The organism is Bacillus sp. PK6-16, assembly GCF_056530295.1.
This window is the reverse complement of record NZ_CP096511.1, coordinates 3,754,296-3,780,652: the sequence shown is the minus strand read 5'-3', so window position 1 is coordinate 3,780,652 and position 26,357 is coordinate 3,754,296. Positions and strand designations below refer to the sequence as shown.

Annotated in this window: 29 protein-coding genes; 26 read left to right on the top strand and 3 right to left on the bottom strand. The window is 36.4% G+C overall.

Annotation, left to right across the window (positions count from 1 at the left end):
- Positions 1 to 24: 24 nt before the first annotated feature.
- The 9 genes from M1D66_RS19285 (at position 25) to M1D66_RS19245 (ending at position 6,468) form a co-directional block, all read left to right on the top strand.
- Positions 25 to 483, top strand: coding sequence for a YpiF family protein (locus M1D66_RS19285; protein ID WP_000871313.1), 459 nt, complete (start codon positions 25 to 27; stop codon positions 481 to 483).
- 140 nt (positions 484 to 623) lie between these two features.
- Complete coding sequence (gene qcrA, locus M1D66_RS19280; protein ID WP_001290418.1) at positions 624 to 1,136, top strand: menaquinol-cytochrome c reductase iron-sulfur subunit; 513 nt, start codon at positions 624 to 626, stop codon at positions 1,134 to 1,136.
- A complete protein-coding gene (gene qcrB / locus M1D66_RS19275) occupies positions 1,137 to 1,811 on the top strand; it encodes a menaquinol-cytochrome c reductase cytochrome b subunit (protein WP_000932700.1) in 675 nt (224 codons plus the stop codon).
- 43 nt (positions 1,812 to 1,854) lie between these two features.
- The gene (gene qcrC / locus M1D66_RS19270; RefSeq protein ID WP_000554603.1) at positions 1,855 to 2,622 is read left to right on the top strand and encodes a menaquinol-cytochrome c reductase cytochrome b/c subunit; all 768 of its coding nucleotides are present in this window, start codon (positions 1,855 to 1,857) and stop codon (positions 2,620 to 2,622) included.
- Between the two features lie 119 nt (positions 2,623 to 2,741).
- Complete coding sequence (lhaT, locus tag M1D66_RS19265; RefSeq protein ID WP_140335747.1) at positions 2,742 to 3,332, top strand: lipoprotein heptaprenylglyceryl N-acetyltransferase LhaT; 591 nt, start codon at positions 2,742 to 2,744, stop codon at positions 3,330 to 3,332.
- A gap of 25 nt (positions 3,333 to 3,357) precedes the next feature.
- The gene (gene lit / locus M1D66_RS19260; RefSeq protein WP_000414377.1) at positions 3,358 to 4,044 is read left to right on the top strand and encodes a lipoprotein intramolecular transacylase Lit; all 687 of its coding nucleotides are present in this window, start codon (positions 3,358 to 3,360) and stop codon (positions 4,042 to 4,044) included.
- 107 nt (positions 4,045 to 4,151) lie between these two features.
- Entirely contained in the window at positions 4,152 to 4,940 is a 789-nt protein-coding gene (gene ypjB / locus M1D66_RS19255; RefSeq protein WP_000831584.1) for a sporulation protein YpjB, read from the top strand.
- 101 nt (positions 4,941 to 5,041) lie between these two features.
- Positions 5,042 to 5,725 carry a zinc metallopeptidase gene (locus M1D66_RS19250; RefSeq protein ID WP_011109966.1) on the top strand — a complete coding sequence of 228 codons (684 nt, stop codon included), beginning with the start codon at positions 5,042 to 5,044 and terminating at the stop codon, positions 5,723 to 5,725.
- Between the two features lie 101 nt (positions 5,726 to 5,826).
- Positions 5,827 to 6,468, top strand: coding sequence for a uracil-DNA glycosylase (locus M1D66_RS19245; protein WP_086385532.1), 642 nt, complete (start codon positions 5,827 to 5,829; stop codon positions 6,466 to 6,468).
- A 28-nt stretch (positions 6,469 to 6,496) separates the two neighbouring features.
- Here the strand turns inward: M1D66_RS19245 and M1D66_RS19240 are convergent, their stop codons facing one another.
- The gene (locus M1D66_RS19240) at positions 6,497 to 7,378 is read right to left on the bottom strand and encodes a YitT family protein (protein ID WP_000202121.1); all 882 of its coding nucleotides are present in this window, start codon (positions 7,376 to 7,378) and stop codon (positions 6,497 to 6,499) included.
- Positions 7,379 to 7,869: 491 nt separating this feature from the next.
- On the opposite strand from M1D66_RS19240, the gene M1D66_RS19235 reads away from it, so the two are divergent.
- From M1D66_RS19235 to M1D66_RS19205, 7 genes are read left to right on the top strand one after another with little or no spacing between them, the layout of a single operon-like run.
- Positions 7,870 to 8,211, top strand: a complete 342-nt coding sequence (locus tag M1D66_RS19235; protein WP_002108639.1) for a nucleotide pyrophosphohydrolase — start codon at positions 7,870 to 7,872, stop codon at positions 8,209 to 8,211.
- The gene (dapB, locus tag M1D66_RS19230; protein ID WP_000658810.1) at positions 8,211 to 9,011 is read left to right on the top strand and encodes a dihydrodipicolinate reductase; all 801 of its coding nucleotides are present in this window, start codon (positions 8,211 to 8,213) and stop codon (positions 9,009 to 9,011) included. Before M1D66_RS19235 ends, dapB begins: the two co-directional genes overlap by 1 nt.
- Before the next feature lie 14 nt (positions 9,012 to 9,025).
- Positions 9,026 to 9,421, top strand: coding sequence for a methylglyoxal synthase (gene mgsA / locus M1D66_RS19225; RefSeq protein WP_000684765.1), 396 nt, complete (start codon positions 9,026 to 9,028; stop codon positions 9,419 to 9,421).
- An 11-nt stretch (positions 9,422 to 9,432) separates the two neighbouring features.
- Positions 9,433 to 10,137, top strand: coding sequence for a bacillithiol biosynthesis deacetylase BshB1 (bshB1, locus tag M1D66_RS19220; RefSeq protein WP_000015673.1), 705 nt, complete (start codon positions 9,433 to 9,435; stop codon positions 10,135 to 10,137).
- On the top strand, positions 10,134 to 11,279 hold the full coding sequence (gene bshA / locus M1D66_RS19215) for an N-acetyl-alpha-D-glucosaminyl L-malate synthase BshA (protein WP_000768304.1): 1,146 nt from the start codon (positions 10,134 to 10,136) through the stop codon (positions 11,277 to 11,279). Before bshB1 ends, bshA begins: the two co-directional genes overlap by 4 nt.
- Positions 11,266 to 12,459, top strand: a complete 1,194-nt coding sequence (locus tag M1D66_RS19210) for a CCA tRNA nucleotidyltransferase (protein ID WP_000439321.1) — start codon at positions 11,266 to 11,268, stop codon at positions 12,457 to 12,459. Before bshA ends, M1D66_RS19210 begins: the two co-directional genes overlap by 14 nt.
- Positions 12,444 to 13,424, top strand: a complete 981-nt coding sequence (locus M1D66_RS19205; RefSeq protein WP_001192063.1) for a biotin--[acetyl-CoA-carboxylase] ligase — start codon at positions 12,444 to 12,446, stop codon at positions 13,422 to 13,424. The genes M1D66_RS19210 and M1D66_RS19205 overlap by 16 nt, the downstream gene beginning before the upstream one ends.
- Positions 13,425 to 13,551: 127 nt before the next feature.
- Here M1D66_RS19205 and M1D66_RS19200 read toward each other — a convergent pair whose 3' ends face one another.
- Positions 13,552 to 13,941: a cupredoxin domain-containing protein gene (locus M1D66_RS19200; protein ID WP_000062388.1), complete on the bottom strand. Its 390-nt coding sequence runs from the start codon at positions 13,939 to 13,941 to the stop codon at positions 13,552 to 13,554.
- Between the two features lie 482 nt (positions 13,942 to 14,423).
- Between M1D66_RS19200 and panB the strand changes: the two genes are divergently transcribed.
- The 10 genes from panB to M1D66_RS19150 all read left to right on the top strand — a co-directional run bounded on the left by panB (position 14,424) and on the right by M1D66_RS19150 (position 23,591).
- Complete coding sequence (gene panB, locus M1D66_RS19195; RefSeq protein ID WP_000851108.1) at positions 14,424 to 15,260, top strand: 3-methyl-2-oxobutanoate hydroxymethyltransferase; 837 nt, start codon at positions 14,424 to 14,426, stop codon at positions 15,258 to 15,260.
- Positions 15,260 to 16,108 carry a pantoate--beta-alanine ligase gene (gene panC / locus M1D66_RS19190; RefSeq protein ID WP_242554699.1) on the top strand — a complete coding sequence of 283 codons (849 nt, stop codon included), beginning with the start codon at positions 15,260 to 15,262 and terminating at the stop codon, positions 16,106 to 16,108. Before panB ends, panC begins: the two co-directional genes overlap by 1 nt.
- Positions 16,109 to 16,120: 12 nt before the next feature.
- Entirely contained in the window at positions 16,121 to 16,504 is a 384-nt protein-coding gene (gene panD, locus M1D66_RS19185) for an aspartate 1-decarboxylase (RefSeq protein ID WP_000490184.1), read from the top strand.
- 131 nt (positions 16,505 to 16,635) lie between these two features.
- Entirely contained in the window at positions 16,636 to 19,440 is a 2,805-nt protein-coding gene (dinG, locus tag M1D66_RS19180; protein WP_000044956.1) for an ATP-dependent DNA helicase DinG, read from the top strand.
- Positions 19,441 to 19,690: 250 nt separating this feature from the next.
- Positions 19,691 to 19,861 carry a YpmA family protein gene (locus tag M1D66_RS19175; protein ID WP_000412179.1) on the top strand — a complete coding sequence of 57 codons (171 nt, stop codon included), beginning with the start codon at positions 19,691 to 19,693 and terminating at the stop codon, positions 19,859 to 19,861.
- A 7-nt stretch (positions 19,862 to 19,868) separates the two neighbouring features.
- Entirely contained in the window at positions 19,869 to 20,372 is a 504-nt protein-coding gene (locus M1D66_RS19170) for a cell wall elongation regulator TseB-like domain-containing protein (protein WP_000758739.1), read from the top strand.
- Between the two features lie 18 nt (positions 20,373 to 20,390).
- Positions 20,391 to 21,578 carry an aspartate transaminase AspB gene (aspB, locus tag M1D66_RS19165; RefSeq protein WP_000761560.1) on the top strand — a complete coding sequence of 396 codons (1,188 nt, stop codon included), beginning with the start codon at positions 20,391 to 20,393 and terminating at the stop codon, positions 21,576 to 21,578.
- Positions 21,579 to 21,698: 120 nt separating this feature from the next.
- The gene (dnaD, locus tag M1D66_RS19160) at positions 21,699 to 22,406 is read left to right on the top strand and encodes a DNA replication protein DnaD (RefSeq protein WP_000728542.1); all 708 of its coding nucleotides are present in this window, start codon (positions 21,699 to 21,701) and stop codon (positions 22,404 to 22,406) included.
- Between the two features lie 15 nt (positions 22,407 to 22,421).
- On the top strand, positions 22,422 to 23,069 hold the full coding sequence (nth, locus tag M1D66_RS19155; RefSeq protein ID WP_000933030.1) for an endonuclease III: 648 nt from the start codon (positions 22,422 to 22,424) through the stop codon (positions 23,067 to 23,069).
- 3 nt (positions 23,070 to 23,072) lie between these two features.
- Positions 23,073 to 23,591: a YpoC family protein gene (locus M1D66_RS19150; protein ID WP_000442650.1), complete on the top strand. Its 519-nt coding sequence runs from the start codon at positions 23,073 to 23,075 to the stop codon at positions 23,589 to 23,591.
- 26 nt (positions 23,592 to 23,617) lie between these two features.
- Here M1D66_RS19150 and M1D66_RS19145 read toward each other — a convergent pair whose 3' ends face one another.
- Positions 23,618 to 26,311 carry a PBP1A family penicillin-binding protein gene (locus M1D66_RS19145; RefSeq protein WP_001283089.1) on the bottom strand — a complete coding sequence of 898 codons (2,694 nt, stop codon included), beginning with the start codon at positions 26,309 to 26,311 and terminating at the stop codon, positions 23,618 to 23,620.
- Between the last annotated feature and the right edge of the window lie 46 nt (positions 26,312 to 26,357).

The following is a 26,357-nucleotide window of genomic DNA, read 5'->3' as shown; positions in this document are numbered from 1 at the left end:
TTGTAAGTGAAGGAGGGAAGGAATTTGAAGTGGATTGTAAAAGATGTGGAACAGTTTGAGCAAGCAAGAGAGTATGTTGATACAGGAGTAATACCGCTGTTATCAATTTCGGCAGCAAAAGAAATGAAAATGGTTGTAGAACAAGGTGAATTTATCGAATTGTTGAGCACGGAATTGGAAAGAGAGTATAAAGGAAGAGTGCTTTTACTGCCTGCGTTTACGTATTTGGTAGAAAGTCAAAAGAATGAAAAAGGTCGTTTGCAAGAATGGACAAATCATTTACGAAGTGAAGGTTTTAAGCATATTGCTTATGTTACAAGTGATTTTTCATGGAAAGAGGATATGCAAGAGTTACAGGGAGATTTGTTTTGGTTTCCTTCATTAGCATTAGAACAATTTAGTGATCAAGCAAAAAGAGAAGTTATTCATGCACATATAAAAAATATAATGGTGATGTTGGAAGAGAAATGGGGAAACTCATAATAAACAGAAAGTTCTTATTATTATGAGTAGTATGATATTGACCTGTGCATGAGCGTATTATATCATGATAGTGTCCTAGTTTTTATTTTTTATATAATTTATCACGAGGGGACAATTTCTGATAGAGGGGGGAAATTTTCGTGAGCGAGAAAGAACATCGCGTGTCAAGAAGACAATTTTTAAATTACACACTCACAGGGGTAGGAGGCTTTATGGCTGCCGGTATTTTAATGCCGATGACGCGATTTGCGCTTGATCCGGTGTTAAGAAAAGAAGCGGGAACAGATATGGTTGCTGTTGCGCAAGTAAAGGATATTACAACAGAGCCGAAGCGTTTCGATTTTAAAGTGAAGCAGGTTGATGGTTGGTACAAGTCTGAAGAACCAAAATCAGCTTGGGTTCATAAAGATGAAAGCGGAGACATTGTTGCGTTCTCTCCAGTATGTAAACATTTAGGATGTACAGTTAACTGGAATTCGGACAAAGCACATCCGAATCAATTCTTTTGCCCATGTCACGGGGGTCGTTATACAAAAGATGGGATTAACATTAAAGGTACGCCACCCCTTGCTCCGCTTGATGTGTACGAGTCTAAAGTGAAAGATGGAACGCTGTATCTAGGAAAAGCGAAGCCAAGAGGGGGTGCAAAGTAGATGTTAAATAAAATTTATGATTGGGTGGATGAAAGATTAGATATTACACCAATATGGCGTGATATCGCTGATCATGAAGTACCTGAACATGTAAACCCGGCACATCACTTTTCTGCATTCGTCTATTGCTTTGGAGGACTTACCTTTTTCGTTACTGTAATTCAAATTTTATCTGGAATGTTTTTGACGATGTATTATGTGCCTGATATTAAAAATGCTTGGGAATCAGTTTACTATTTACAAAATGAAGTTGCTTATGGGCAAATTGTTCGTGGTATGCACCACTGGGGTGCTAGTCTCGTAATTGTAATGATGTTTTTACATACACTCAGAGTTTTCTTCCAAGGTGCGTATAAAAAGCCCCGTGAGTTAAACTGGATTGTTGGTGTTCTTATTTTCTTTGTTATGTTAGGTCTTGGTTTTACCGGATATTTATTACCGTGGGATATGAAAGCTTTATTTGCTACAAAAGTAGGGATTCAAATTGCAGAGCAAACACCGCTCATTGGTCCTTATATTAAAACATTACTCGCTGGTCATTCCGAAATTGTTGGCGCTCAAACATTAACTCGCTTCTTTGCTATTCACGTCTTCTTCTTACCAGCAGCACTTCTAGGTTTAATGGCCTTCCACTTCATCATGATTCGCAAACAAGGTATTTCCGGTCCACTATAAGAGATTGCTAAATTAAAGGGGAAAGAACTAAAGGAGGGAGATTATGCATCGCGGCAAAGGGATGAAGTTTGTAGGAGATTCTCGGGTACCAGTAGCTCGGAAACCAAATATTCCAAAAGACTATTCTGAATACCCAGGGAAAACAGAAGCATTTTGGCCGAACTTCTTGTTAAAAGAATGGATGGTTGGTGCAGTTTTTTTAATCGGTTATTTATGTTTAACAGTGGCGCATCCGTCGCCGCTTGAGAGAATGGCGGACCCAACAGATGCTGGATATATACCACTTCCAGATTGGTATTTCTTATTCTTGTATCAGTTATTAAAGTATTCGTATGCTTCCGGTTCATTTACTGTAATTGGAGCATTTATTATGCCAGGGATTGCGTTTGGAGCATTACTGTTAGCTCCATTTCTTGATCGAGGTCCAGAAAGACGTCCATTGAAGCGTCCTGTGGCAACTGGATTTATGCTTTTAGCAATTGCATCGATTATCTTTTTAACTTGGGAATCTGTAGCACACCATGACTGGGAAGCTGCAAAAAAACAAGGAGCAATTGTAAAAACAGCGCCAGTTGATAAAAATGATGATGGCTATAAATTAATGCAAAAAAATACTTGTTTAACATGTCATGGTGACAATTTACAAGGCGGGGCAGCAGCACCGGCACTGCAAAACTTAACTTTAAAGCCAGAAGAAATTGCTAAAATTGCGAAAGAGGGAAAAGGTTCAATGCCTAAAGGTGTATTTAAAGGTACGGATGAGGAACTGAAGAAGCTTTCGGAATTCGTTGCAAAGTATAATAAAAAATAATAAAAAAGCTGACTACAAAATTTGTAGTCAGCTTTTCTATTTAGTTGGATGAAGTTTGTTATAATAGAGTAGGATTTAGTGAATGAATTACTTTGCTTGAAAGGTGTTGGACATACGGATTGGTGTACTTGTATGCAATGTTAAGACAACGCTCGGTATTATTATTTTTATTAATTGTTAACATATTAGGTACAATTTATGGATTTATATGGTACGGAAATCAATTGAAAGAAACGTCACCTATATTTTGGCCGTTTGTACCAGATAGTCCTATGGCGACTCTCTTTTTTGTCTTTGTTTTAATTTCTTTTTTGGCAAAGAGAAACTGGGGATTAATAGAAGCGTTAGCGATTGTAACTTTAATAAAATATGGTATTTGGGCTGTTGTTGTAAACGCGATTATGATTTACGTAAAAGGGCCTATAGGCCTTATGGGCTACATGTTAATGCTTTCGCACTTCGCGATGGCAATGCAAGGATTTTTATATGCTCCATTCTATCGTATAAAAAAATGGCATTTTATAGTAGCAGCTGTGTGGACGTTGCATAACGATGCAATTGATTATTTATTTTGGCAAATGCCGCGATATGGAATTATGCATTTGTTTGTAGAGGAAATTGGTTATTTTACGTTTTGGTTAAGTATTGCTGTACTATGTATTACATATTATTGTTGCTTACGTGAGCAAAGGAAACAATTTTCTTTATGATGGTTAGAACATTTAGGGGGAGAACATGGAGAAAAATAAGAGTGGTACAAAAATATTGGATCGATTGATTACTTTAGTTGTTTCATATAGCATAGCATTTTCTATTTTTGCACTCGCAACAACGGCAGTTGTGTATGGAAAATGGTTGTATTATTTTGAAATTGATTTTTTAAATATTCCTGATTTAGCGGATATGACGAAGGATGAAATTAAAAGAAATTACGATGTGCTTATTACATATTTATCCCCGTTTTATGACGGAGCATTACATTTGCCCACATTAGATATGTCCACAAATGGCCGTATTCATTTTGTAGATGTTAAAAATATTTTAGTAAAGATTCAATATGTGATGTATGCGACAATTATGATTGCAGTGATAGGCGGAATTTATTTATTAAAAAAGAAAAATGAAAAGTTTTTACTGCACGGATCGATTTTAACAATCATTTTTCCGATAGCGCTTATGTTACCAATTGCTATTAATTTTGAAAAGAGTTTTGTATTATTCCATAAACTTTTATTTAGTAATGATTATTGGGTTTTTGATCCTGAAAAGGATCCAATTATATTAATGTTACCAGAAGAGTTCTTTATGCATGCTGCGTGTGCTATTTTATTATTCATCTTAGGTGGGAGTATACTTTGTTACAGCTTATATAGATATTTCGTAAAAAAGAAAAGGATGTCACAGAAAAAATTCTCTGCTTAAAGAGAATTTTTTTCTTTGTAAAACGATAATATATTTTTCGGTCTAGTTCTGTTCTATTCTTGTCCAAATTAACATATTTTGTACTAGTAGTTATAGGGGGGACCGGGATGAAGAGAACATTAATTGGATTGATAGCATTTCTAATTATAATGTTTCCGTTACGTATATATGCTGAAGAGTGGAATGAGCTAACAGGGTTGTTAGACGACTCGTTACAGTTAGTGAAGCGTAATGAAGATGAAAAAGCGGTACAAGTATTACAACATTTCTCGGAGCAGTTTTTAATAAAGGGGAATGAAAAGAAGCAGGAAGTAACACCAGATCAAGTTAGAGTTATTTCTTTAGCTTACGATAAGGCGCAACAATCGCTCTCTGAAGAAGGTTTAGGTAAGCAAGCTAAAATTGATAATGTGCTGGCATTACAACTTGCTGTTGATGCACAAGTATCGAAATATCAACCACTTTGGATGGAAAGAGAAAGGAAAGTAATGGATGCCTTTTCTCAAATGGAAAAAGCGATGGAAAAAGAAGATGCTGGGCAGTTTCAACAAACGTTAAATACGTTTTTAAATGAATTCAATATTATTTATCCAAGCTTAATGATTGCTTTGCCAGAAAACGAGGTCCAGCGTGTAAATGTTCATTTATCTTATTTAGATGAATTTCGTAACGTTATGTTAAAAACGAAAGGCGGCCAAATGCAATTAGGGATTATTAAAGGGGATTTGCAAAAGATATTTCACACAGTAAAAAAAGATGAAATTGCACCCTCTCTCATTTGGTTTATGACAATTACTGGGGGACTTATTTTATTCACATTAACTTATGTTGGATGGAGAAAGTATAAAGGAGAGAGAGAAAAAAGAAAAAGTAATGTACATTCTAAAAATAGATAATGCAATAAATAAAGATATGGATTGTAAGGTTTATTCATTGACAATAGTGGCAGAAGAAAATAGAATGAGAAGTACTATAATTAAAACTTCAATGGAGGTTCATGATGTTTTATTTAATTTACTTCGCGATCATAATGATCATACCGTTGTATGCACAGTCAAGAGTACGTAGTGCCTATAGCAAGTATTCACAAGTTTATTCAACATCAGGTATGACAGGAGCGGAAGTGGCTCGAAAAATTTTAGATGAAAATGGATTATACAACGTAGCTGTAGAAGAAACACCAGGTCATTTATCAGACCATTATGATCCAACCGCTAAGACGGTTCGATTATCAACAGATAACTATTATGGACATTCAGTTGCTGGTACAGCAGTTGCAGCACACGAAGTAGGACACGCAATTCAAGATGCACAAGATTATAACTTTATGCGTATTCGTCATTCGTTAGTTCCTGTGGCTAATTTTGGATCGAATATATCATGGGTATTTATTATGATTGGTATATTTGCGACAATGTCAAAACTATTGTTATTAGGTATCATTTTAATGGCAGCAGGTGTTGTGTTCCAGCTCGTTACATTGCCAGTTGAGTTTGATGCGTCAAAGCGCGCAATGCAACAAATTGAAGCGTTAGGTATTGTATCAACAGATGAATATGGGCAAGCTCGTAAAGTATTAAATGCGGCAGCATTAACATATGTAGCAGCTGCAGCTGTAGCGGTATTTGAATTATTACGTCTCGTATTAATGTATACTGGTATGCAGCGTAGCGACGACTAAAGACTATCAATTTTGATAGTCTTTTTTTGTTGTGTGGATTGAATTATATAATGTATTGCAAATAGAAATAATAGAAGTAATGCGGAAAGGTGGTGGGGGAAATGAAATATCCAGACCATTTAGTAAAACAAGTGCAAAAGCGTAGTGCTCCTTATCAACTAGAAGGTTTTTTAAGTGGACAAGGTCCTGAAAATCCCAAATTTATGTTGTTAGGAGAAGCACCTGGTGAAACAGAAATTCATAATGGGATTCCGTTTAGCGGGAGGGCGGGAAAACAATTAATGGTTTTTTTAGAGCGAATTCACGTTACAAGGGAAGAAGTATATATTACGAGCGCTGTTCGGAGTAGACCTTATAAATGGCGAGAGAAAAAAGAACGAAATGGTGAAATCATACAAAAAAAGTATAATAGAACGCCAAATCAGGGAGAAATAGTTGCCCATGCGCCTTTGTTAGATTATGAATTAGAGAAAATACATCCGAAGCTTATCGTCACGCTTGGAAATATCGGTCTTCAACGTTTAACAGGAAAAAATAAAAAAATCACAGATGTACACGGGCAATTATTAAAACAGCCCATTCAAAAATTAAAGGATATGCAAAGTGCAGAGTTTACATGGTCAGAGAAAGAATATCATGTTTTTCCGACTTTTCATCCAGCTTCCATTTTTTATAATCGGAGTTTATTGGAGCTTATTCATGAGGATTTAGAGAAGCTTAAAAGACTTGTAATAAAAAACTAGAAAAGCTAAGGCGCTTTTCTAGTTACATTTAATTATGTAAAGGGTTTTTATTTTCATCTAACGTAAATCCTTCACCAACTACATCATGTACATCACTTACGGCGACAAAAGCATGAGGATCTACAGAAGTAATGATATTCTTTAATTTCACGATTTCATTTTTAGCAACAACGCAATACAATACATTACGTTCCACTTTTGTATACGATCCAACAGCTTTTAAAAAGGTTGCTCCGCGTTCCATTTCAGATAAAATTTTGGCAGCAATTTCATCGTTTTTCTCTGAGATAATAGTCGCTCCTTTGGCAGCATAAGCTCCTTCTTGCATAAAATCAATGACTTTAGCACCGATAAAAACAGCAACTAGCGTATACATGCCCTCGCGGTATGATAAATAGGTAAGAATAGAGACGACGATAACGACAGCATCAAACATAAACATTGTTTTCCCCATACTCCAGCCAACATATTTGTGAGCTAGTCGTGCGATAATATCTACACCGCCAGTAGTCCCGCCATATTTAAATATTATTCCAAGGCCGATACCGATAAATGCCCCGGCGAATAAAGCTGCGAGTGTCATATCATTTTGCAAGTTTAAATGTAAGTTGAGTACTTCGTAACGCTGGAAAATCCATAGAAATAAAGATACGCTAAAGGTGCCAATTAATGTATATAAAAATGTCGTTCTGCCAAGTAACCTCCAACCAATAAAAAATATAGGGATATTTAAAATTAAGTTTGAGTAGGAAGGATCAAACTTAAATAAAAAATACAATAATAGTGTAATACCAGTAAACCCACCCTCTGCAAGGTGGTTTTCAATATTGATATTGACAATACCGAAAGAAAATATAGCGGAACCAATTAAAATAAAAATAATATTTCGCATCTTCAATTTTGATGTCATATAGAAATCCCCCTAATTATGTAATGATTGCATTGCTCCGCTGAAACGGTAAAACATAATAATAAGTAATTTCTAGTTGCTAGTGAAAATAGTAAGAACCTGATTGATGCGGGCTGATTTTTTGTGAAAATCGCAAAAGAAAGTTTCACTTTATCCGGTTCTAACGGCTGATAGGAGATGAAGCAAAGAAGAGAAGCAAACTAGCCGTAGGAACCTGATTAGTTCAACTAATCTTTTGCAAAAATCGCAAAAGAAGTTTCACTTTACCCCGTACCAACGGCTGGTAGGAGATAAAGCTCTGAAGAAAGGCAAACCAGCCGTAGGAACCCGATTAGTTCAACTAATCTTTTGCAAAAAAATCGCAAAAGAAGTTTCACTTTATTATAGTCTATCCAAAAATGGGTCGCAAATAGGTGTTTGGCGGGGAATAATATTTGTCAAATTGCGATGAATTGGCTAACATGAAAGAGGAAGGATTAGAGGTGAATAGTATGGAAGCAAAAACGATGAAAGATATGCAGAAAGAAGTAGATGCATATATTGGGCAGTTTAAAGAAGGTTATTTCAGTCCGCTTGCAATGATGGCTCGTTTAACGGAAGAAATGGGAGAGCTTGCAAGAGAGGTAAATCATTATTATGGTGAGAAACCGAAGAAAACAACTGAAAAAGAAAGAAGTATTGAAGAAGAGCTTGGAGATGTATTATTTGTTATGATTTGTATGGCAAATAGTTTAAATATTGATTTAGAGACAGCACATAACATTGTAATGAATAAATTTAATACACGTGATAAAGATCGCTGGACACGTATTGATGAGGGAGAGAAAGAATAATGAAAGAAATTAAAGTAATTATCGCCGGACCAAGAGGACGTATGGGACATGAAGCAGTCCTTCTTATGGAAAGAACGGAACATTTTAATTTAGTAGCAGCAGTGGATTATAAGCATGGTGGTGAGAAGATTTCTGATTTACCTGGCATGCCAGCATTACATGCGCCGATTTACGCTGATTTACATACTTGTTTAGATGAAGTAGAAGCAGATGTGTTGTTAGATTTAACAACACCAGAAGTGGGGAAACAACACGTTACACTTGCAGTTGAGCGTGGACTTCGTTCGGTTATTGGTACAACTGGATTTACAGAAGAAGAATTGGCACGTTTAACAGAGAATGCAAAAGAAAAAGCAGTAGGAACAATTATTGCTCCAAACTTTGCAATTGGTGCAGTTCTTATGATGAAATTCTCACAAATGGCAGCGAAATATTTCCAAGATGTTGAGGTAATTGAATTACATCATGATCAAAAATTAGACGCACCATCTGGTACAGCTGTAAAAACGGTAGAGTTAATTCGTCAAAATCGTGAATCAAAGCAGCAAGGTCATCCAAATGAAGTAGAGCAACTAGCAGGTGCACGAGGTGCAAATGTAGACGGTATTCACATTCATAGTGTACGTTTGCCAGGGCTTATTGCACACCAAGAAGTAATGTTTGGTGGAGATGGACAAATGTTAACAGTTCGTCATGATTCATTCAATCGTGCATCATTTATGTCAGGTGTAAAACTATCAATTGAGACAGTAATGAACCTTGATCATCTTGTGTACGGTTTAGAAAATATTATCGACTAAAGGGGAGACAACGGATGAAAATTGCCTTAATCGCACATGACAAAAAGAAAAATGATATGGTTTCGTTTGCATACGCATATAAACCAATTTTTGAACAACATGAATTATTTGCAACAGGAACGACAGGGCTTCGCATTATGGAAGCGACTGGATTAGTTGTAACAAGATATCAATCTGGCCCTCTTGGTGGAGATCAAGAAATTGGTGCAATGATTGCAAAGAACGATTTAGATATGGTGATTTTCTTCCGCGATCCATTAACAGCACAGCCGCATGAACCGGATGTGAATGCATTACTTCGTTTATGTGATGTATATGCGATTCCACTTGCAACGAATATGGCAAGTGCTGAAATGTTAATGCACGCATTAGAGCGAGGAGATTTAGATTATCGTAAGTTAAGAAAATGAGGGGAACAATTATGAGTGGATTACATATATTAGCGTTTGGTGCTCATGCCGATGATGTTGAAATCGGCATGGCTGGTACCATCGCTAAATATACAAAGCAAGGGTATGAAGTAGGTATTTGTGATTTAACAGAAGCTGATCTTTCTTCAAATGGAACGATAGAGTTGAGAAAAGAAGAAGCGAAGGTCGCAGCTCGTATAATGGGAGTAAAAACGAGGCTGAATTTAGCGATGCCAGACCGTGGTTTGTATATGAAAGAAGAGTATATACGTGAAATTGTCAAGGTGATCCGTACATATAAACCAAAACTAGTTTTTGCGCCGTACTATGAAGATCGCCATCCAGATCATGCAAATTGTGCAAAGCTTGTGGAAGAGGCTATTTTTTCAGCAGGAATCCGTAAATATATGCCGGAACTTTCACCACATCGTGTGGAGTCTTTTTATAATTATATGATTAATGGTTTTCATAAACCGAATTTTTGTATAGATATAAGTGAGTACCTCTCTATAAAGGTGGAAGCATTAGAAGCGTATGAAAGTCAGTTTTCAACAGGGAGTGATGGTGTTAAGACACCGTTAACAGAAGGTTACGTTGAAACTGTGATTGCTCGTGAGAAGATGTTTGGAAAAGAAGTTGGAGTCTTGTATGCCGAGGGATTTATGAGTAAGAAACCGGTTTTATTACATGCTGATTTATTAGGGGGATGTAAATGAAATTAAAAATAGGTATTACATGTTATCCTTCTGTAGGTGGTTCTGGAGTTGTTGGAACAGAATTAGGAAAGCAATTGGCGGAACGTGGGCATGAAATTCACTTTATTACATCGGGTTTACCATTCCGGTTAAATAAAGTATATCCAAACATTTATTTTCATGAAGTGACGGTAAATCAATACTCTGTATTTCAATATCCACCATACGATTTAGCGTTAGCAAGTAAAATGGCCGAGGTTGCACAAAGAGAAAACTTAGACATTTTACATGTGCATTACGCAATACCACATGCAATTTGTGCATATTTAGCAAAACAAATGATCGGAGAGCGTATTAAAATTGTTACAACCTTACATGGAACAGATATTACTGTGTTAGGTTCCGACCCTTCGTTAAATAATTTAATTCGTTTTGGTATTGAGCAATCGGATGTTGTTACTGCTGTCTCGCATTCATTAATTAACGAAACACATGAGCTTGTAAAACCAAGTAAAGAAATTCAAACAGTATATAACTTTATAGACGAACGTGTATATTTCAAGCGTAATATGTCTCAATTAAAGAAAGAATATGGTATAAGTGAGAGTGAAAAAGTACTTATTCATATTTCGAATTTCCGTAAAGTGAAACGTGTGCAGGATGTTGTTCACGCATTTGCTAAAATTGTTAAAGAAGTAGATGCGAAGTTGCTTCTTGTTGGAGACGGACCAGAATTCTGTACGATTTTACAGATAGTGAAGAATTTACATATTGAAGATCGCGTTTTATTCCTAGGGAAGCAAGATAATGTTGCAGAACTACTTGCGATGAGTGATTTAATGTTGCTTCTATCAGAGAAGGAAAGTTTTGGTCTTGTTTTATTAGAAGCAATGGCGTGTGGTGTACCTTGTATCGGAACGCGGGTTGGAGGTATTCCAGAGGTTATTCAACACGGGGAAACAGGATATTTATGTGAAGTTGGCGATACAACAGGAGTGGCAAATCAAGCTATTCAGCTATTAAAGGACGAGGAACTTCACCGTAATATGGGAGAACGAGCAAGAGAAAGTGTTTATGAGCAATTTCGCTCAGAAAAAATTGTTTCACAATATGAAACGATTTACTATGACGTACTAAGGGATGACAAAAATGGAAAGATTTAAAAAAGCTAGTTCTATTATTGAGACATTAAAGCAACAAGGACATGAGGCTTATTTTGTTGGTGGGAGCGTACGAGATCTTATTATCGATAGGCCGATTGGAGATATTGATATTGCGACATCTGCTCTACCAGAAGAAGTGATGGCTATATTCCCAAGAAATGTTCCTGTTGGTCTTGAGCATGGAACTGTAATTGTTGTAGAAAATGGTGAGCCCTATGAGGTAACTACTTTTCGAACAGAAAGCGAATATGAAGATTTTCGAAGACCTAGTAGTGTTCAATTTGTTCGTTCATTAGAAGAGGATTTAAAACGTCGTGATTTCACGATGAATGCAATTGCTATGACAGAAGAAGGCAAAATGGTCGATTTATTTGCTGGACAGGAAGCCATTCAACAGAGAGAAATTGTGACAGTTGGAAATGCTGCGGATCGTTTTCAAGAAGATGCCCTGCGAATGATGCGTGGTATTCGGTTTGTAAGCACGTTAGGTTTTTCATTAGAAATGAAAACGAAGCAAGCGATTGAAACGTATGGGCATTTGCTAGAACATATAGCAATTGAGCGTATTACAGTAGAGTTTGAGAAACTGTTAACTGGTACATATTGTGTGAAAGGTCTCAAAGAATTAGTAGAGACGAAGCTATTTTCTCATTTGCCATATTTACAAATGTCAGAAGAGAGACTGTTAAAAGCTACGCAGTATAAATGGGATTCTTTCGAAACGGATATTGAGGCGTGGGCATTTTTCTTATATTGTATCGGAGAAGAACATCCATCTGTCTTTTTACGTCAATGGAAGTTTTCGAATAAAAAAATAAAAGATATTGTTGCAGTTTTATTGACAATCCGTACTAGAAAGGAGAAGGATTGGGATACAGTCCTTCTTTATAAAACGGGAATTCATATCGCTGAAATGGCAGAGAGAGTATATGAAGCGATGATTGAACGCTATGACCCTACATCTGTTGAACGAGTACAATCAATGTTTCATGCATTGCCAATCCAGGAGCGTCAAGAAATGAATGTGACTGGTAATGATTTATTAAACTGGGCAAACAAAAAGCCTGGTCCGTGGGTTGCTGAGATGCTTCAGAAAATCGAAGAAGCAATCGTACAAGGAAACGTAGTTAATGAGAAAGAGCGTATAAGGGAGTGGCTACAAGGATGCAATCTACTATAAGAAAGCAGTTATTGCAAGTTTTTTCTGAAGCGGATGGCGAGTTTGTATCCGGCCAAACAATTAGTGATAAACTTGGTTGTTCAAGAACTGCTGTGTGGAAACATATGGAGGATCTGCGGAGTGAGGGATATGAACTTGAAGCTGTGCGTCGATTAGGTTACCGAATTGCAAGTAAGCCAGACAAAGTGACCGCTAATGAAATTCAGTTAGGGCTACAAACGAAGCGGATTGGTAGAACAGTGTATTTTGAAGAAACTGTTGAATCAACGCAGCACATTGCAGCAAAACTTGCTTATGAAGGTGCAGAAGAAGGAACTGTCGTTGTAGCAGAAGAACAAACAGCGGGAAGAGGTCGTTTAAGCAGAAAATGGCATTCACCGAAAGGAACAGGGATTTGGATGAGTATTATTTTACGCCCATCAATCCCAGTTCATCATGCACCGCAACTTACTTTGTTAGCGGCCGTTAGTGTTGCACAGGCAATTGAAAAATGCACGGGTGTAAACGTAGGAATAAAATGGCCAAATGATATTTTAATTCAAGGTAAAAAGGCTGTAGGTATATTAACAGAAATGCAAGCGGATCCTGATAAAATTAATGCTGTCATTATGGGCATTGGTATTAATGCGAATCAAAAGCAAGAACATTTTGATGAAGAAATTCAGCACATTGCTACTTCATTAGCGATTGAATCAGGTAAGCCGATTGTTCGTGCAGAACTTATGCAACAAATCTATTTACAACTAGAAAAATTATATGAAGAGTATTTACAAAATGGTTTCTCTGTCATTAAAATTCTTTGGGAAAGTTACGCTGTGAGCATCGGGAAAGAAATTACCGCTCGAACGATGAGAGAGACAATTACGGGGTTAGCAAAAGGAATCACAGAGGATGGTGTATTACTTCTGGAGGATCATGAGGGGAAAGTACATCATATTCATTCTGCAGATATTGAAATTAAGTAAAAGAAGTTCCTCTTTTGGAACTTCTTTTTATTTCAATAGTTTTGAGTTGAATTTGTAACATGATAATAAATTTTTTTCATATTTAAAGTTCATTTCAAAATATCTTCCGTCGAGTTGGCAGGGCATGTTATTTGACGATTACTTTGCCTGCCATTCCTTTAAGAAGATGGTATCGACATATTAATTCATATGTACCAGTATTTTTAGGTTTCACGGTAATATTCTTTTCTTTTCCTGACTCGATTACGACGTCAATGCCGAGTTTTTTCACTGTAAAGGTGTGCTCGTTTTTACCTTTATTTTTCAATAGTAATGTTGTTGATCCTTCAAGCGGAATCGTGATAACATTTGGATTAAAGTAATCATCATTTAGTTCAACCTCAATCACTTTCGTTAAATCGGTGGGGGGTGTTACGACAGTAACTGAGGCAAATACATGGGAGGATCCTAAAGACATCCACCATACAATCATTACAAGCAAACTGCTGAATCGAAATAACCACCTGTTCATAGACATCCGCAATTCTCCTTTGTTAAGTACTTTCCTCAATTAACCTGCATCATTAGTTTAAGAGTTATACTATACAGTTAAATGGATTACAGAAAAAATTAACTTGGACTTTTTTAGCATGCGTTGAAAAAACATGTATCTTTTCAGGATTGAATTCTCCATAAAAACTGTATAGCATATATACTCTCGTGTTAAATTTCATATACCGTAATAAGAATAAAAAATTATTTTTTCAAAAAAATGTAGTAATTCCTTTTTGTAGTTTGCTATAATTAGTTCGAATGTGGGCAGTATCAGAGCGAACTGCACCATGATTCGAAGTCATACGAAAAATAATAACTTGGATTCTGCCTTGATCCAATAACGGACTGGGACAGAGGGATGAATAATGCCGACTAACACACAACCCTTCTGCCCTTTTATGGCCAGAGGGGTTTTTTATATGATTTCGGCCATCTCCTCTCTCCTGCATAAAGGAGGAGTAGTTTTTGAAAACAAAAACAGATTTTTTGAAGATGAAAGAGCAAGGTGAGCCGATTACAATGCTAACGGCGTATGATTATCCATCTGCTAAATTAGCAGAAGAAGCTGAAGTTGATATGATTCTAGTTGGAGATTCTCTTGGGATGGTTGTACTCGGATACGATTCAACAGTACCTGTAACAGTAGAGGATATGATTCATCATACGAAAGCTGTACGCCGTGGAGCGAAAGAGACGTTTATTGTAACTGATATGCCATTTATGTCGTATCACGTATCATTACAAGAAACGATGGTGAATGCACGCCGCATCGTTCAAGAGAGCGGGGCACACGCACTGAAGGTAGAAGGTGCTGGAGAAGTTATATCGACGATTCAATATTTGACAAACGCAGGAATTCCTGTTGTAGCGCATTTAGGTTTAACCCCTCAATCTGTAGGAGTGTTGGGTGGATATAAAGTGCAAGGAAAAGATGCGGAGAGTGCAAAAAAATTAATAGAAGATGCAAAGAAATGTGAAGAAGCTGGTGCAATAGCGCTTGTGTTAGAATGTGTACCAATGCAGTTAGCAGAACTTATTTCAGAGCAACTAACAATACCGACAATTGGGATTGGTGCAGGACAAAAAGTAGATGGGCAAGTGCTTGTTTATCATGATCTTATCTCATACGGCGTAAATCGTGTTCCGAAATTTGTGAAGCAATATACGTCTGTTCAAGAGGAGATTGTGCGTGGGATTTCACAATATGTTACTGAAGTAAAGACAAGGCAATTTCCTGAAGAAAAACATTCGTTCACAATGAAAGAGGAAGAATGCTTAGCGTTATACGGAGGAAAACAATAATGAAAATCGTAACTACAGTGCAAGAGATGCAGCAAATTACAAGCGAACTTCGTGCAAGTGGAAAGAGTATTGGTTTTGTTCCAACAATGGGTTATTTACATGAAGGCCATGCTACTTTATTACGTAAGGCAAGAGAAGAAAATGAAATTGTAGTTTTAAGTGTATTTGTAAACCCACTGCAATTCGGCCCAAATGAAGATTTAGATCGATATCCTCGTGATATTGATAGAGATGAAAATGTAGCAAAAGAAAAAGGTGTAGATTATTTATTTTATCCGAGTGTAGAAGAAATGTATCCAGCAGAACAAACAATAACAGTAGAAGTTGTGAAGCGCACGGACGTATTATGCGGTCAACAAAGACCTGGTCATTTTGCTGGTGTTGCAACTGTACTGATGAAACTATTTAATATTACGGTGCCAACGCGTGCTTATTTCGGTATGAAAGATGCTCAACAAGTTGCAGTAATTGAAGGATTTGTAACTGATTTCAATATTCCAGTTACAATCGTACCAGTTGATATTGTAAGGGAAGAAGATGGTTTAGCGAAAAGTTCTCGTAACGTGTACCTATCACAAGATGAACGTGAAGAAGCTCTTCATTTATACCGCAGCCTATGTATAGCGAAAGAAAGAATTGAGGCAGGTGAACGTAATACGGAAATCATTACAAATCTTGTGAAAGATTATATTGAGACGCATACGAAAGGCACTGTAGATTATGCGGATTTATATGCATATCCGTCATTAACAATGGTAGAGAAAGTCGAAGGAAGAATCATTTTAGCTATTGCAGTTAAGTTTGAAAATGTAAGATTAATTGACAATATAACATTAACGGTTAAATAAGGGGGAGCATCTATGTTTCGCACAATGATGAGAGCAAAGTTACATCGTGCAACTGTAACGGAGGCAAATTTAAATTATGTAGGTAGTATTACAATTGATGAAGACTTAATGGATGCAGTAAATATTGTAGAAAACGAAAAAGTCCAAATTGTAAATAATAATAATGGTGCTCGCTTAGAGACATACGTTATTAAAGGGGAACGCGGTAGTGGTGTTGTTTGTTTAAACGGTGCTGCGGCAAGACTTGTACAACCAGGGGACAAAGTAATTATTATTTGTTATGGGCTAGTTACGGAAGAAGAGATTCATACACAAGAACCAAAAATTGCAGTACTAGACGATAATAATCAAATTATTGAAATGTTAGGTGCTGAAAAAGCGGGTACGATATTATAAGTAGAAAGGCTATCTCCATTGCGGAGATAGCTTTTTTGTGCATCTTTTCATTAAGATGAGATAAAACGTGGTATAGTAACATTATATAAATTATTGTTGTTTGAAAGGTAAGAAATTGAGGTGTTACATATATGAGTAAGCGTTATGTCGTTGTTGATTTAGAGACGACAGGGAACTCCTGGAAAGATGGGAAGGATAAAATTACCCAAATTGCAGCTGTTGTAGTAGAAGATGGAGAGATATTGGAGATTTTTTCGTCTTTTGTTAACCCAAAGAGAGAGATCCCACCATTTATTACAGAATTAACAGGGATTGATGAAAGTCTTGTAAAACAAGCCCCGTTATTTCAAGATGTAGCCCCGATGATTGTTGAGCTATTACAAGGTGCGGCTTTCGTTGCGCATAATGTTCACTTTGATTGGAATTTTTTAAATGAAGAATTAAGGCAAGCTGGATATACAGAAATACATTGTCCGAAAATCGACACGGTTGAATTGGCTCAAATTCTTTTGCCGACAGCCGATAGTTATAAATTACGTGATTTAGCTAAGAAGCATGAACTAGAGCACGATCAACCACATCGTGCGGATAGTGATGCTCTTGCAACAGCGGAATTATTTTTACAATTTTTAAATGAAATTGAAAAGTTACCACTTGTCACGTTGCAATCGCTTTATGAATTAAGTGATGTGTTCCAAAGCGATATAGCTGATGTGCTTTCTGAAAATATTTTAAAGAAAGTAATGCACGGTAAAGAAGATATAGCGGAGTATGAAATACATCGAAATATTGCGCTGAAAAAGCGGAACTATTCCTTAAACCTTGGAGAAACGTGTTCATCAAAATTTGATGCTTTCTTGAATAAAACGATGGATAAATTGGAATCACATATGCCAAAGTTTGAAAGAAGAGAAAGTCAACAACTGATGATGAAAGAGATATATACGGCGTTAAGAGATTCTCGTTTTTCACTAATTGAAGCCGGTACAGGAACAGGAAAGACTCTCGCTTATTTGCTTCCTAGTCTTTATTTTGCAAAGAGAAAAGAAGAACCTGTCATTATAAGTACACAAACGGTACAACTCCAACAACAAATATTAGAAAAAGAAATTCCGTTATTACAAAAAATAATGCCATTTTCATTTGAGGCAGCTCTTCTAAAAGGAAGAAAGCATTATTTATGCTTACATAAATTTGAGTATGCTTTGCAAGAGGAAGAAAAAAATTATGATATGGCACTTACAAAGGCGAAGATTTTAGTTTGGCTATTGCAAACTGAAACAGGTGATCGAGACGAATTAAATATTCCTGAGGGCGGAAAGTTACTTTGGAATCGTATTTGTAGCGATGCGTATAGTCCAGGCGGTATGCAAAGTAATTGGTTTAGTCGTTGTTTTTACCAGCGAGCGAAGAATAAAGCTTTATTTGCAGATATCGTTATTACAAATCATGCGTTATTATTTCAAGATTTTTCAAGTGAAGAACCGTTGTTCGCTTCATGCGAACATATTATTTTTGATGAAGCTCACCATATTGAAGAAGCCGCGAGTAGAACATTGGGTGAACAGTTCTCTTGTATGTATTTTCAATTGGTTATATCTCGTCTTGGGACACTAGAAACAGAAGATGTACTCTCCAAAGTATATAAAATGATGAAAAAATCAGAGCAAGCATCTCGTTCAACTTTCCGTATGATAAGTTATAGTTTGAAGGAACTTAAGTTTGATGCGGATGAACTCTTCCAAATGTTACGTACTTTTATATTTAAACAAACAAAGCAAGAGCAAGGAACGAATAATATGCCGCTCATCTATAGGTATAACGCAGAACTAGAAAAAGGTAAGTTGTGGGATAGTATCGTCGAATTAACAAATCGTTTTATATATGAATTAAGAAGAGTAGTAACTGCTCTTGAGAAGCAAGTGGATATATTGCAAAGTAAGTTAGAATGGGAGATGCATGTTGTAACAGGTGAATTTATGCATTTAATTGAGTTGCTGAGAAAGATGGCAGAATCATTACAGTTACTCGTATTAGAAAAGAATTCGTATGTAACTTGGATGGAGACTGAAACGAAAGGGACGATTCATTCAACAGTTCTATATGCACAGCCTGTTCATATTGGTGAAAGATTTGCTGATGAATTTTTAACAGAAAAAAAGAGTGTTATTTTTACATCCGCAACACTAACAGTTAACGATACGTTTGATTATATAAAAGAGGAACTTGGTTTACATGATTTCGCTCCAAATACTTTAAAGGTTCCGTCGCCATTTCGTTATGATGAACAGATGAAATTAATGGTGTCAACGGATGTACCTTTTATTAAGCAAGTAAGTAATGAGCGATATATTGAATCTGTATCGGAACATATTGCAAAGATAGCGAAAGCCACAAAAGGCAGAATGCTCGTTTTATTCACTTCGTATGAAATGTTAAAAGAAGCGTATGCGAATTTAAAAAATAATGATGAATTAGAGGGGTATTTATTACTGACCCAAAGTGTGAATAATAGAAGTCGAAGCCGCTTAATTCGAAAGTTTCAAGAATTCGACAAATCAATTTTATTAGGGACGAGCAGTTTCTGGGAAGGAATAGATATTCCAGGAGATGCCTTAAGTTGTCTTGTTATAGTCCGTCTACCATTTACACCTCCTCATCAGCCGATGATGGAAGCGAAAGGTGAGTGGCTAAAAAATCAAGGTGAAGATGTATTTGCTAAATTAGCGCTTCCACAAGCAATATTACGTTTCAAACAAGGATTCGGCCGCTTAATTCGAACGAATACAGATACAGGAACGGTAGTAGTGCTAGATCGTCGTTTGACGAGTTCTTCCTATGGAAAACGATTTCTACAATCGATTCCTAACGTACCTCTTTATGAAGGGCCATTAGAAGAATTGTTAGTACAATTAGAAGAACCACCAAATGAATAAAAATGGAAGAAAAATACGCCTGAAGTACTTATAAACTTCAGGCGTAAAAAATGTGGGTAGGAGGAATTTTATTTTTCTTACTTCTTGTATACAAAATGTGTTGGTTTTCGACTTGAAACCTTTTTTTGCTGTACATGTCCTGCTATAATAGATGGGTGATGAAGCAGGGGTTGTAAAGAATGTACTCTTATTGTAACCGCATTGCGTTCTTCTATAATTAGAAATTTTTGTGTAACGGAGGAGTTTTTTCATGGAGAAGAAAATCGAAGTACTATCAACGACGCGTATTAAATATTCGTCGGATTTGTATAAAATTGTTGATAGTTTAAATCGTACGTTAAAAGAGCAGGACCTCATGTTCGGACTAGCATTAGACGAAAAAGATAAAGAAACAGCTGTATTTACGATTTACAGAACGTAGTGATACAATGAAAAAGTGGATCTTTGCAATCATTATTGTTATCGTTGCTAGCGGAATATATGGGGCGTATGTTTATAATAAAGCGATGGGAAAGAAAATTCCAAAAGAGTCGAAATTTGTAGAAATTGCTAAAGAAAAAGCAAAGCTTACAAAGGTGAAATCTGTTGATTATTACAACGGAAAATCTGCATATATAGTCGTGCAAGGTACAGATGAAAAGGGAGAACAACTTATCGTTTGGGTGCCTGAGAAAAAAGGGGATACTGTAGTAAGGAAAAAGAGCGAAGGTATTTCTGAAAAAGAGGCTATACAAAGAACAATAGAGCAAGTCGGCAATGAAAGTAAGGAATCAAAAAGTAAGCCGAAAGAGATTATGAAAGTGAAATTAGGCTTTGAAAATGATGTACCACTATGGGAAGTTACATATATTGATGATGACAATCGTTATAGTTATTACTATCTTGAATTTAAAGATGGAAAATTTTTAAGACGATATAGCATTGAAAAATAGATGTAGGGGGAACTACAAATGAAATTAGCAAAGCGAGTAGCTGCTTTAACACCGTCTTCAACTTTAGAAATTACAGCAAAGGCACAAGCATTAAAAGCAGAGGGTCATGATGTAATTGCATTAGGGGCAGGGGAACCTGACTTTAATACACCAGAGCATATTATGGATGCTGCACATAAAGCGATGTTAGAAGGGCATACGAAGTATACACCAACAGGTGGATTACAATCGTTAAAACAAGAAATTGTGAAGAAATTTACTCGCGATCAAGGTATTGCGTATGATCCATCTGAAATTATTGTATGTAATGGTGCAAAGCATGCATTGTATACATTATTCCAAGTATTACTTGATGAAGGAGATGAAGTTATCATCCCAACTCCTTACTGGGTAAGCTATCCAGAGCAAGTAAAGCTTGCTGGCGGTAAGCCGGTTTATGTAGAAGGTTTAGAAGACAATGAGTACAAAATTACAGCAAAGCAGCTGCGTGAGGCAATTACAGAGAAAACGAAAGCAGTTATTATTAATTCACCGAGCAATCCAACAGGAATGATTTATAGCAAAGAAGAATTACAACAGCTTGGAGAAGTATGTTTAGAACATGATATTTTAATCGTTTCTGATGAAATTTATGAAAAATTAATTTATGGTGGCGTAGAATATACTTCAATTGCCCAGCTTTCTAATGCATTAAAAGAACAAACACTTATTATTAATGGTGTATCTAAATCTCATTCTATGACAGGATGGCGTATTGGATATGCTGCAGGAAATAAGCAGCTTATTAAAGCGATGACGAATTTAGCGAGTCATAGTACGTCAAACCCTACTTCAATCGCTCAATACGGCGCAATTGCGGCATATGCAGGCTCACAAGAACCTGTGGAAACAATGCGTCAAGCCTTTGAAGAGAGATTAAACATCATTTATGATAAATTAATTCAAATCCCTGGCTTTACTTGCATTAAACCGCAAGGTGCATTTTACTTATTCCCTAACGTAAAAGAAGCTGTAGCTTTATCAGGATATGCAACAGTTGATGATTGGGCAAAAGCTCTATTAGAAGAGGAAAAAGTGGCTCTTGTACCAGGTACAGGATTTGGTGCTCCAAATAATGTTCGCTTATCATATGCGACATCTCTTGAACAAGTAGAGAAAGCATTAGAGCGTATCCATACATTTATGAAAAGTAAAGTGCAAGCTTAATTTTATATTTCATTCATGTAATATAAAAAACCTCCCCATTAATAGGGAGGTTTTTTTGACGAATTGTGGCAAAAAGAAATAGCTAAAGGTGTGTTATACTAGAGAGCGAGGTGTTTGGTGATGAAAAAGAAAATGATGTTACAGTGGTTTGAGCAGGGAAGCATTGCAATTCCAAAATTACTTATGATGCATTATAAAAAATTAGGTTTAAATGAGACGGAATTTATGGTCGTACTTCATGTACACACATTTTTAGAATCAGGTAATTCGTTTCCGACTCCATCAGAGATTTCTGAACGGATGACGATAACGGAAATGAAATGTATGGAAGTAATTCAAGCATTGATTCAAAAAGGGTTTTTATCACTAGAAGGTGGACAAAGATCAGAAGCGATGATGTGCGAAAGTTATTCTTTACAACCGTTATGGGAAAAAATATTACATTTCTTAATGGATGAATCGATAGAGGAAGAGCAAAAAGAAAAAAAACAGCTGCAAGTAAATTTATATACAGTATTTGAAAAAGAATTTGGAAGACCACTTTCGCCGTTCGAATGTGAAACGTTAGGAATGTGGGAGGACCAAGATCAACATCATCCAAATTTAATTCAAGCGGCTCTTAGAGAAGCTGTAATGAGTGGAAAACTAAATTTCCGATATATTGATCGTATTTTATTTGAGTGGAAAAAGAATGGAATTAAAACGGTAGATCAGGCTCAAAATCAAGGTCAAAAATTTAGAGCGAATCAACAAAGAGCACAACAAATGACAAAACAAGAGACGAAATTTACTGGAAAAGTGCCTTTTTATAATTGGTTGGAGCAGTAATATAGGAGGAAGTATATGTTAAATAAAACGCAAATTCGCTATTGTTTAGACACAATGGCGGATATGTATCCAGAAGCACATTGTGAATTAATTCATGAGAATCCTTTTGAATTAGTAATCGCGGTAGCACTATCTGCACAATGTACAGATGCACTTGTAAATAAAGTGACGAAAAATTTATTTCAAAAATATAAAACACCAGAAGATTATTTAAGTGTATCTTTGGAAGAGTTACAACAAGATATACGTTCTATTGGGTTGTATAGAAATAAAGCAAAAAACATTCAAAAATTGTGTCAGATGTTGCTGGATGATTACAATGGAAAAGTTCCAGAAGACCGGGACGAGTTGACGAAATTACCAGGAGTAGGGAGAAAAACAGCAAATGTAGTTGTTTCGGTAGCGTATGGCATCCCGGCAATTGCTGTTGATACGCATGTAGAAAGAGTGAGTAAACGGTTAGCGATTTGTAGATGGAAAGATTCGGTGTTAGAAGTAGAAAAAACATTAATGAAGAAAGTACCGATGGATGAGTGGGGAGTTACACATCATCGTATGATTTTCTTTGGACGTTATCACTGTAAAGCACAACGACCGCAATGTGAGGAGTGCAGACTGTTAGAAGTATGTCGTGAAGGAAAGAAGCGAATGAAGGTGAAATAAAGGATGGAGCGAGTTATAGAAATACCGAAAGAATTTCACTGTTTACCATTTTTTAAAGAAAGTGTAAATTTAATTAAGTATCATACAGACAATTCTTTTGAAGAGATAATACAAAATACTTACTTTATATTTGATATTGAAAGACAGTATGAGCCGTGGAAGGAAATTGAAAACAGCATTCCAGCGATGTTGAATGTATGGAAAAATAAGCATGAAGACATTGCTATACTGTTTCGAAATAGAAATAAGCAAGAGGCTGAGGGACCAATGATTCTTTTTGCAGCTCACTTGTTATCGGTTGTCTATTGGCTAAATGAACAACCTGTTCATAGTTTGAATGAAATGCAAATAAATACGAATAAATTAAAAGTGCAACCTGTTAATTTTATGGAAAGATATTCATTCATTATAAAGAAACCGAGTAATTATCATTCTTATATTCAATTAGCGCAGTTGTATATCGAAATAGAAAAGCTGTATGTAAAGAAAATGATAACAAAAAAGAAGTCCGCTTCTCGTTAAGAGAAACGGACTTCTTTTTTTGTATATTAGGACTCTGTTGTAACAACAGCACCGTCTGCGTGAGGTGTATCTCCTCCGGTATTTTGGTGTTGCTGTTCTTGTTGTTTCTTAGCCTCTTCTTCAGCTTTTTTCTTGGCCTCTTCTTCAGCTTTCTTCTTAGCTTCTTCATCAGCTTTTTTCTTAGCTTCTTCATCAGCTTTTCTTCTAGCTTCCTCATCAGCTTTCTTTTGAGCTTCTTCTTGCTGTTTACGTTGTTGTTCTTGCTGTTGTTCTTGTTGTTTCTTAGCCTCTTCTTCAGCCTTTTTCTTAGCTTCGTCTTGTTTTACTTTATCTTCATTAGCCTTTTTCTGGGCTTCTTCATCAGCTTTTTTCTTAGCTTCTTCATCGGCCTTTTTCTTAGCCTCTTCCTCAGCTTTTTTCGCATCTGGAGTTCCGCCAGGCGCAGTGAAGGATGCACCAACTGCTGGGCTTGTTCCAGTGCCTTTTTTCGCTACTACAGAGAAGCTGTAAGTAACACCTGGTTTAATACCACCAAGAGTAGCTGTCGTACCACTTATTGATAGGCTACCACTTGAACCATCAGTTGCTTTATAGCTGGCTGCATATGCATCGACTTCTGCTGGTCCAGACCAGTTTAGTGTAACTGTGCTAGCGCCATCAAAAGTGACATTCAGACCACTAGGGGCATCTACTTTAATTTGTTTAATTGCATCTTTTTTCGCACCTTTTACGTATAATTCTCCGTTTATTTCTTGTACAGAAGAAGGACGTTCAAAGCGAGATTTATCTGTAGCGAATTTGCTCATCATTACTTGGAACATTTGCTGTGCAATTTTAGTATAACGATCACTAATGTAGTTTTCTGGACCATTCTTTACGTAACCCGTCCATACAGCCATCGTATATTGTGGTGTATATCCAGCGAACCAGCTATCCCTGTTTGCATCAGCTGGAATGCCGTATTTCTTTAAATCTTTTGCATCAAAGTTTTGCGTTCCAGTTTTACCCGCTACGTCAACACCTGAAACATATGCTGTTGGTCCTGTACCACCAGAACCAGGTTTTACTACGTCACGAAGAACGTCAGTTACCATGTAAGCTGTATAGTCTTGCATAGCGCGTTGTTCTTTCGGTTTAAAGCTTTTCTTTTTCCCGTCCGGGAAGGTTACTTCTTTTACGAAGTGTGGTTTATTATAGTTACCACTATTACCGAAGGTTGCATATGCACCTGCTACTGCTAATGGAGAACTATCGTTACTACCAATTGCAGTAGATTCATGTACTCCATTTTCAAATGTCATGCCTAAACCTTCAGCAAACTCTTTTGATTTATTAAGTCCAACTGTTTGAGCTGTCTTTAAAGCCGGGATGTTTAATGACTTCTTCAATGCTTCACGAAGTGAAACGTCACCTTTAAAACTCCCTGTAGCATTTTTAATCTTTGTGCCATCCGAATAAGTATATTCAGAGTCATTTAATTGATGGTAAGTAGACCATTGAAGATTCTCAATCGCTGGACCGTAGTCGAAAATTGGTTTCATTGTTGAACCAACTTGGCGTTTTAAATCAGTTGCCATATTATGACCTTTGAAAGTGGACTTATTTTCTTTACGTCCAGCACCAATTGCTCGAACTTCTCCAGATTGTGTATCCATAAATACGAATGATCCTTGGAATTGATCGTTTGGATACTTAATAAGATTACCATCCATAATTTTTTCAGCGTAATCTTGAGCATCTTGATCAAGTGTTGTATGAATCGTTAAACCATCTGAACCGATATTTACATCAGGATATTCTTTTTCAACTTCTTTTACAACCGCATCTAAAAATGCTTGATACTTCATCTCAGTTACTTCTGAAGACGGTTGAAGGCCCTCAGTTACTGGGATCTTAACGGCGTTATTCATTTCTTCTTTTGTTATATAACCATGTCGATTCATTAATGATAATACGACATTACGACGATTTGTTGCTCGTTCAACATTTTCCTTTTTTGTTGGATCATAAATGTTTGGACCTTGAGGTAAACCAGCGAGCATAGCAGCTTCATGTAATTGCAAGTCTTTTAAATCTTTACCATAATATTTTTGCGCTGCTGTCGCAATACCGTATGAACGGTTACCTAAATTAATCTTATTTAAGTACATTTCTAAAATCTCATGTTTAGAGTATTGTTGCTCTAATTTGTAAGATAAGTACCATTCTTGTACTTTTCTTTTAGCAGTTTTGTCCATCGTTAGAAAGTAGTTTTTAACGACTTGCTGTGTAATCGTACTACCACCTTGGGAACCGAAACCACCAGTGACATTTTCCATAACTGCTTTTGTAGTTCGTTTAAAATCAATTCCATTATGATCATAGAAACGCGAATCCTCAGTTGCAAGGAATGCATTTTCAACTACTTTTGGAATTTGATCATAAGTAACGTGTGTTCGTTTTTCAGCACCGTATTCATAGAAGAAATTCCCGTTTTTATCAAGAAACTTTGTTGATAAAGGATTAACAAGTTTGGCTTTGTCTAATTTTGGAGCATCCTTTACCATAACAAAGAAAGCGGAAACGCCGGCTACAAGACCAACGATACCAAGAAGTAGACAACCTATAAGAAATTTCTTGAAAAAGGAGCCTTTTTTCTTTGGTTTTTCTTCTTTATGTGTTTTTTTCTCTTGATTTTTCACATGATTTCGTTCTGTACGAGAACGATAATTATCTGACATTATACTTTCTCCTACCTTTCATTCTCTCCCCCAAAAGTCGAAAAAA

Excerpts from the sequence above, each read along its gene's own strand:
- nth (WP_000933030.1), top strand. The coding sequence starts at position 22,422 with ATGTTAAATAAAACGCAAATTCGCTATTGTTTAGACACAATGGCGGAT.
- panC (WP_242554699.1), top strand. The coding sequence starts at position 15,260 with ATGAAAATCGTAACTACAGTGCAAGAGATGCAGCAAATTACAAGCGAA.
- dnaD (WP_000728542.1), top strand. The coding sequence starts at position 21,699 with ATGAAAAAGAAAATGATGTTACAGTGGTTTGAGCAGGGAAGCATTGCA.
- qcrC (WP_000554603.1), top strand. The coding sequence starts at position 1,855 with ATGCATCGCGGCAAAGGGATGAAGTTTGTAGGAGATTCTCGGGTACCA.
- M1D66_RS19145 (WP_001283089.1), bottom strand. The coding sequence starts at position 26,311 with ATGTCAGATAATTATCGTTCTCGTACAGAACGAAATCATGTGAAAAAT.
- ypjB (WP_000831584.1), top strand. The coding sequence starts at position 4,152 with ATGAAGAGAACATTAATTGGATTGATAGCATTTCTAATTATAATGTTT.
- dinG (WP_000044956.1), top strand. The coding sequence starts at position 16,636 with ATGAGTAAGCGTTATGTCGTTGTTGATTTAGAGACGACAGGGAACTCC.
- M1D66_RS19150 (WP_000442650.1), top strand. The coding sequence starts at position 23,073 with ATGGAGCGAGTTATAGAAATACCGAAAGAATTTCACTGTTTACCATTT.
- M1D66_RS19205 (WP_001192063.1), top strand. The coding sequence starts at position 12,444 with ATGCAATCTACTATAAGAAAGCAGTTATTGCAAGTTTTTTCTGAAGCG.
- lit (WP_000414377.1), top strand. The coding sequence starts at position 3,358 with ATGGAGAAAAATAAGAGTGGTACAAAAATATTGGATCGATTGATTACT.
- M1D66_RS19170 (WP_000758739.1), top strand. The coding sequence starts at position 19,869 with ATGAAAAAGTGGATCTTTGCAATCATTATTGTTATCGTTGCTAGCGGA.
- M1D66_RS19245 (WP_086385532.1), top strand. The coding sequence starts at position 5,827 with ATGAAATATCCAGACCATTTAGTAAAACAAGTGCAAAAGCGTAGTGCT.
- bshB1 (WP_000015673.1), top strand. The coding sequence starts at position 9,433 with ATGAGTGGATTACATATATTAGCGTTTGGTGCTCATGCCGATGATGTT.
- M1D66_RS19250 (WP_011109966.1), top strand. The coding sequence starts at position 5,042 with ATGATGTTTTATTTAATTTACTTCGCGATCATAATGATCATACCGTTG.
- aspB (WP_000761560.1), top strand. The coding sequence starts at position 20,391 with ATGAAATTAGCAAAGCGAGTAGCTGCTTTAACACCGTCTTCAACTTTA.
- M1D66_RS19240 (WP_000202121.1), bottom strand. The coding sequence starts at position 7,378 with ATGACATCAAAATTGAAGATGCGAAATATTATTTTTATTTTAATTGGT.
- mgsA (WP_000684765.1), top strand. The coding sequence starts at position 9,026 with ATGAAAATTGCCTTAATCGCACATGACAAAAAGAAAAATGATATGGTT.
- dapB (WP_000658810.1), top strand. The coding sequence starts at position 8,211 with ATGAAAGAAATTAAAGTAATTATCGCCGGACCAAGAGGACGTATGGGA.
- panD (WP_000490184.1), top strand. The coding sequence starts at position 16,121 with ATGTTTCGCACAATGATGAGAGCAAAGTTACATCGTGCAACTGTAACG.
- M1D66_RS19210 (WP_000439321.1), top strand. The coding sequence starts at position 11,266 with ATGGAAAGATTTAAAAAAGCTAGTTCTATTATTGAGACATTAAAGCAA.
- qcrB (WP_000932700.1), top strand. The coding sequence starts at position 1,137 with ATGTTAAATAAAATTTATGATTGGGTGGATGAAAGATTAGATATTACA.
- bshA (WP_000768304.1), top strand. The coding sequence starts at position 10,134 with ATGAAATTAAAAATAGGTATTACATGTTATCCTTCTGTAGGTGGTTCT.
- M1D66_RS19235 (WP_002108639.1), top strand. The coding sequence starts at position 7,870 with ATGGAAGCAAAAACGATGAAAGATATGCAGAAAGAAGTAGATGCATAT.
- M1D66_RS19175 (WP_000412179.1), top strand. The coding sequence starts at position 19,691 with ATGGAGAAGAAAATCGAAGTACTATCAACGACGCGTATTAAATATTCG.
- M1D66_RS19200 (WP_000062388.1), bottom strand. The coding sequence starts at position 13,941 with ATGTCTATGAACAGGTGGTTATTTCGATTCAGCAGTTTGCTTGTAATG.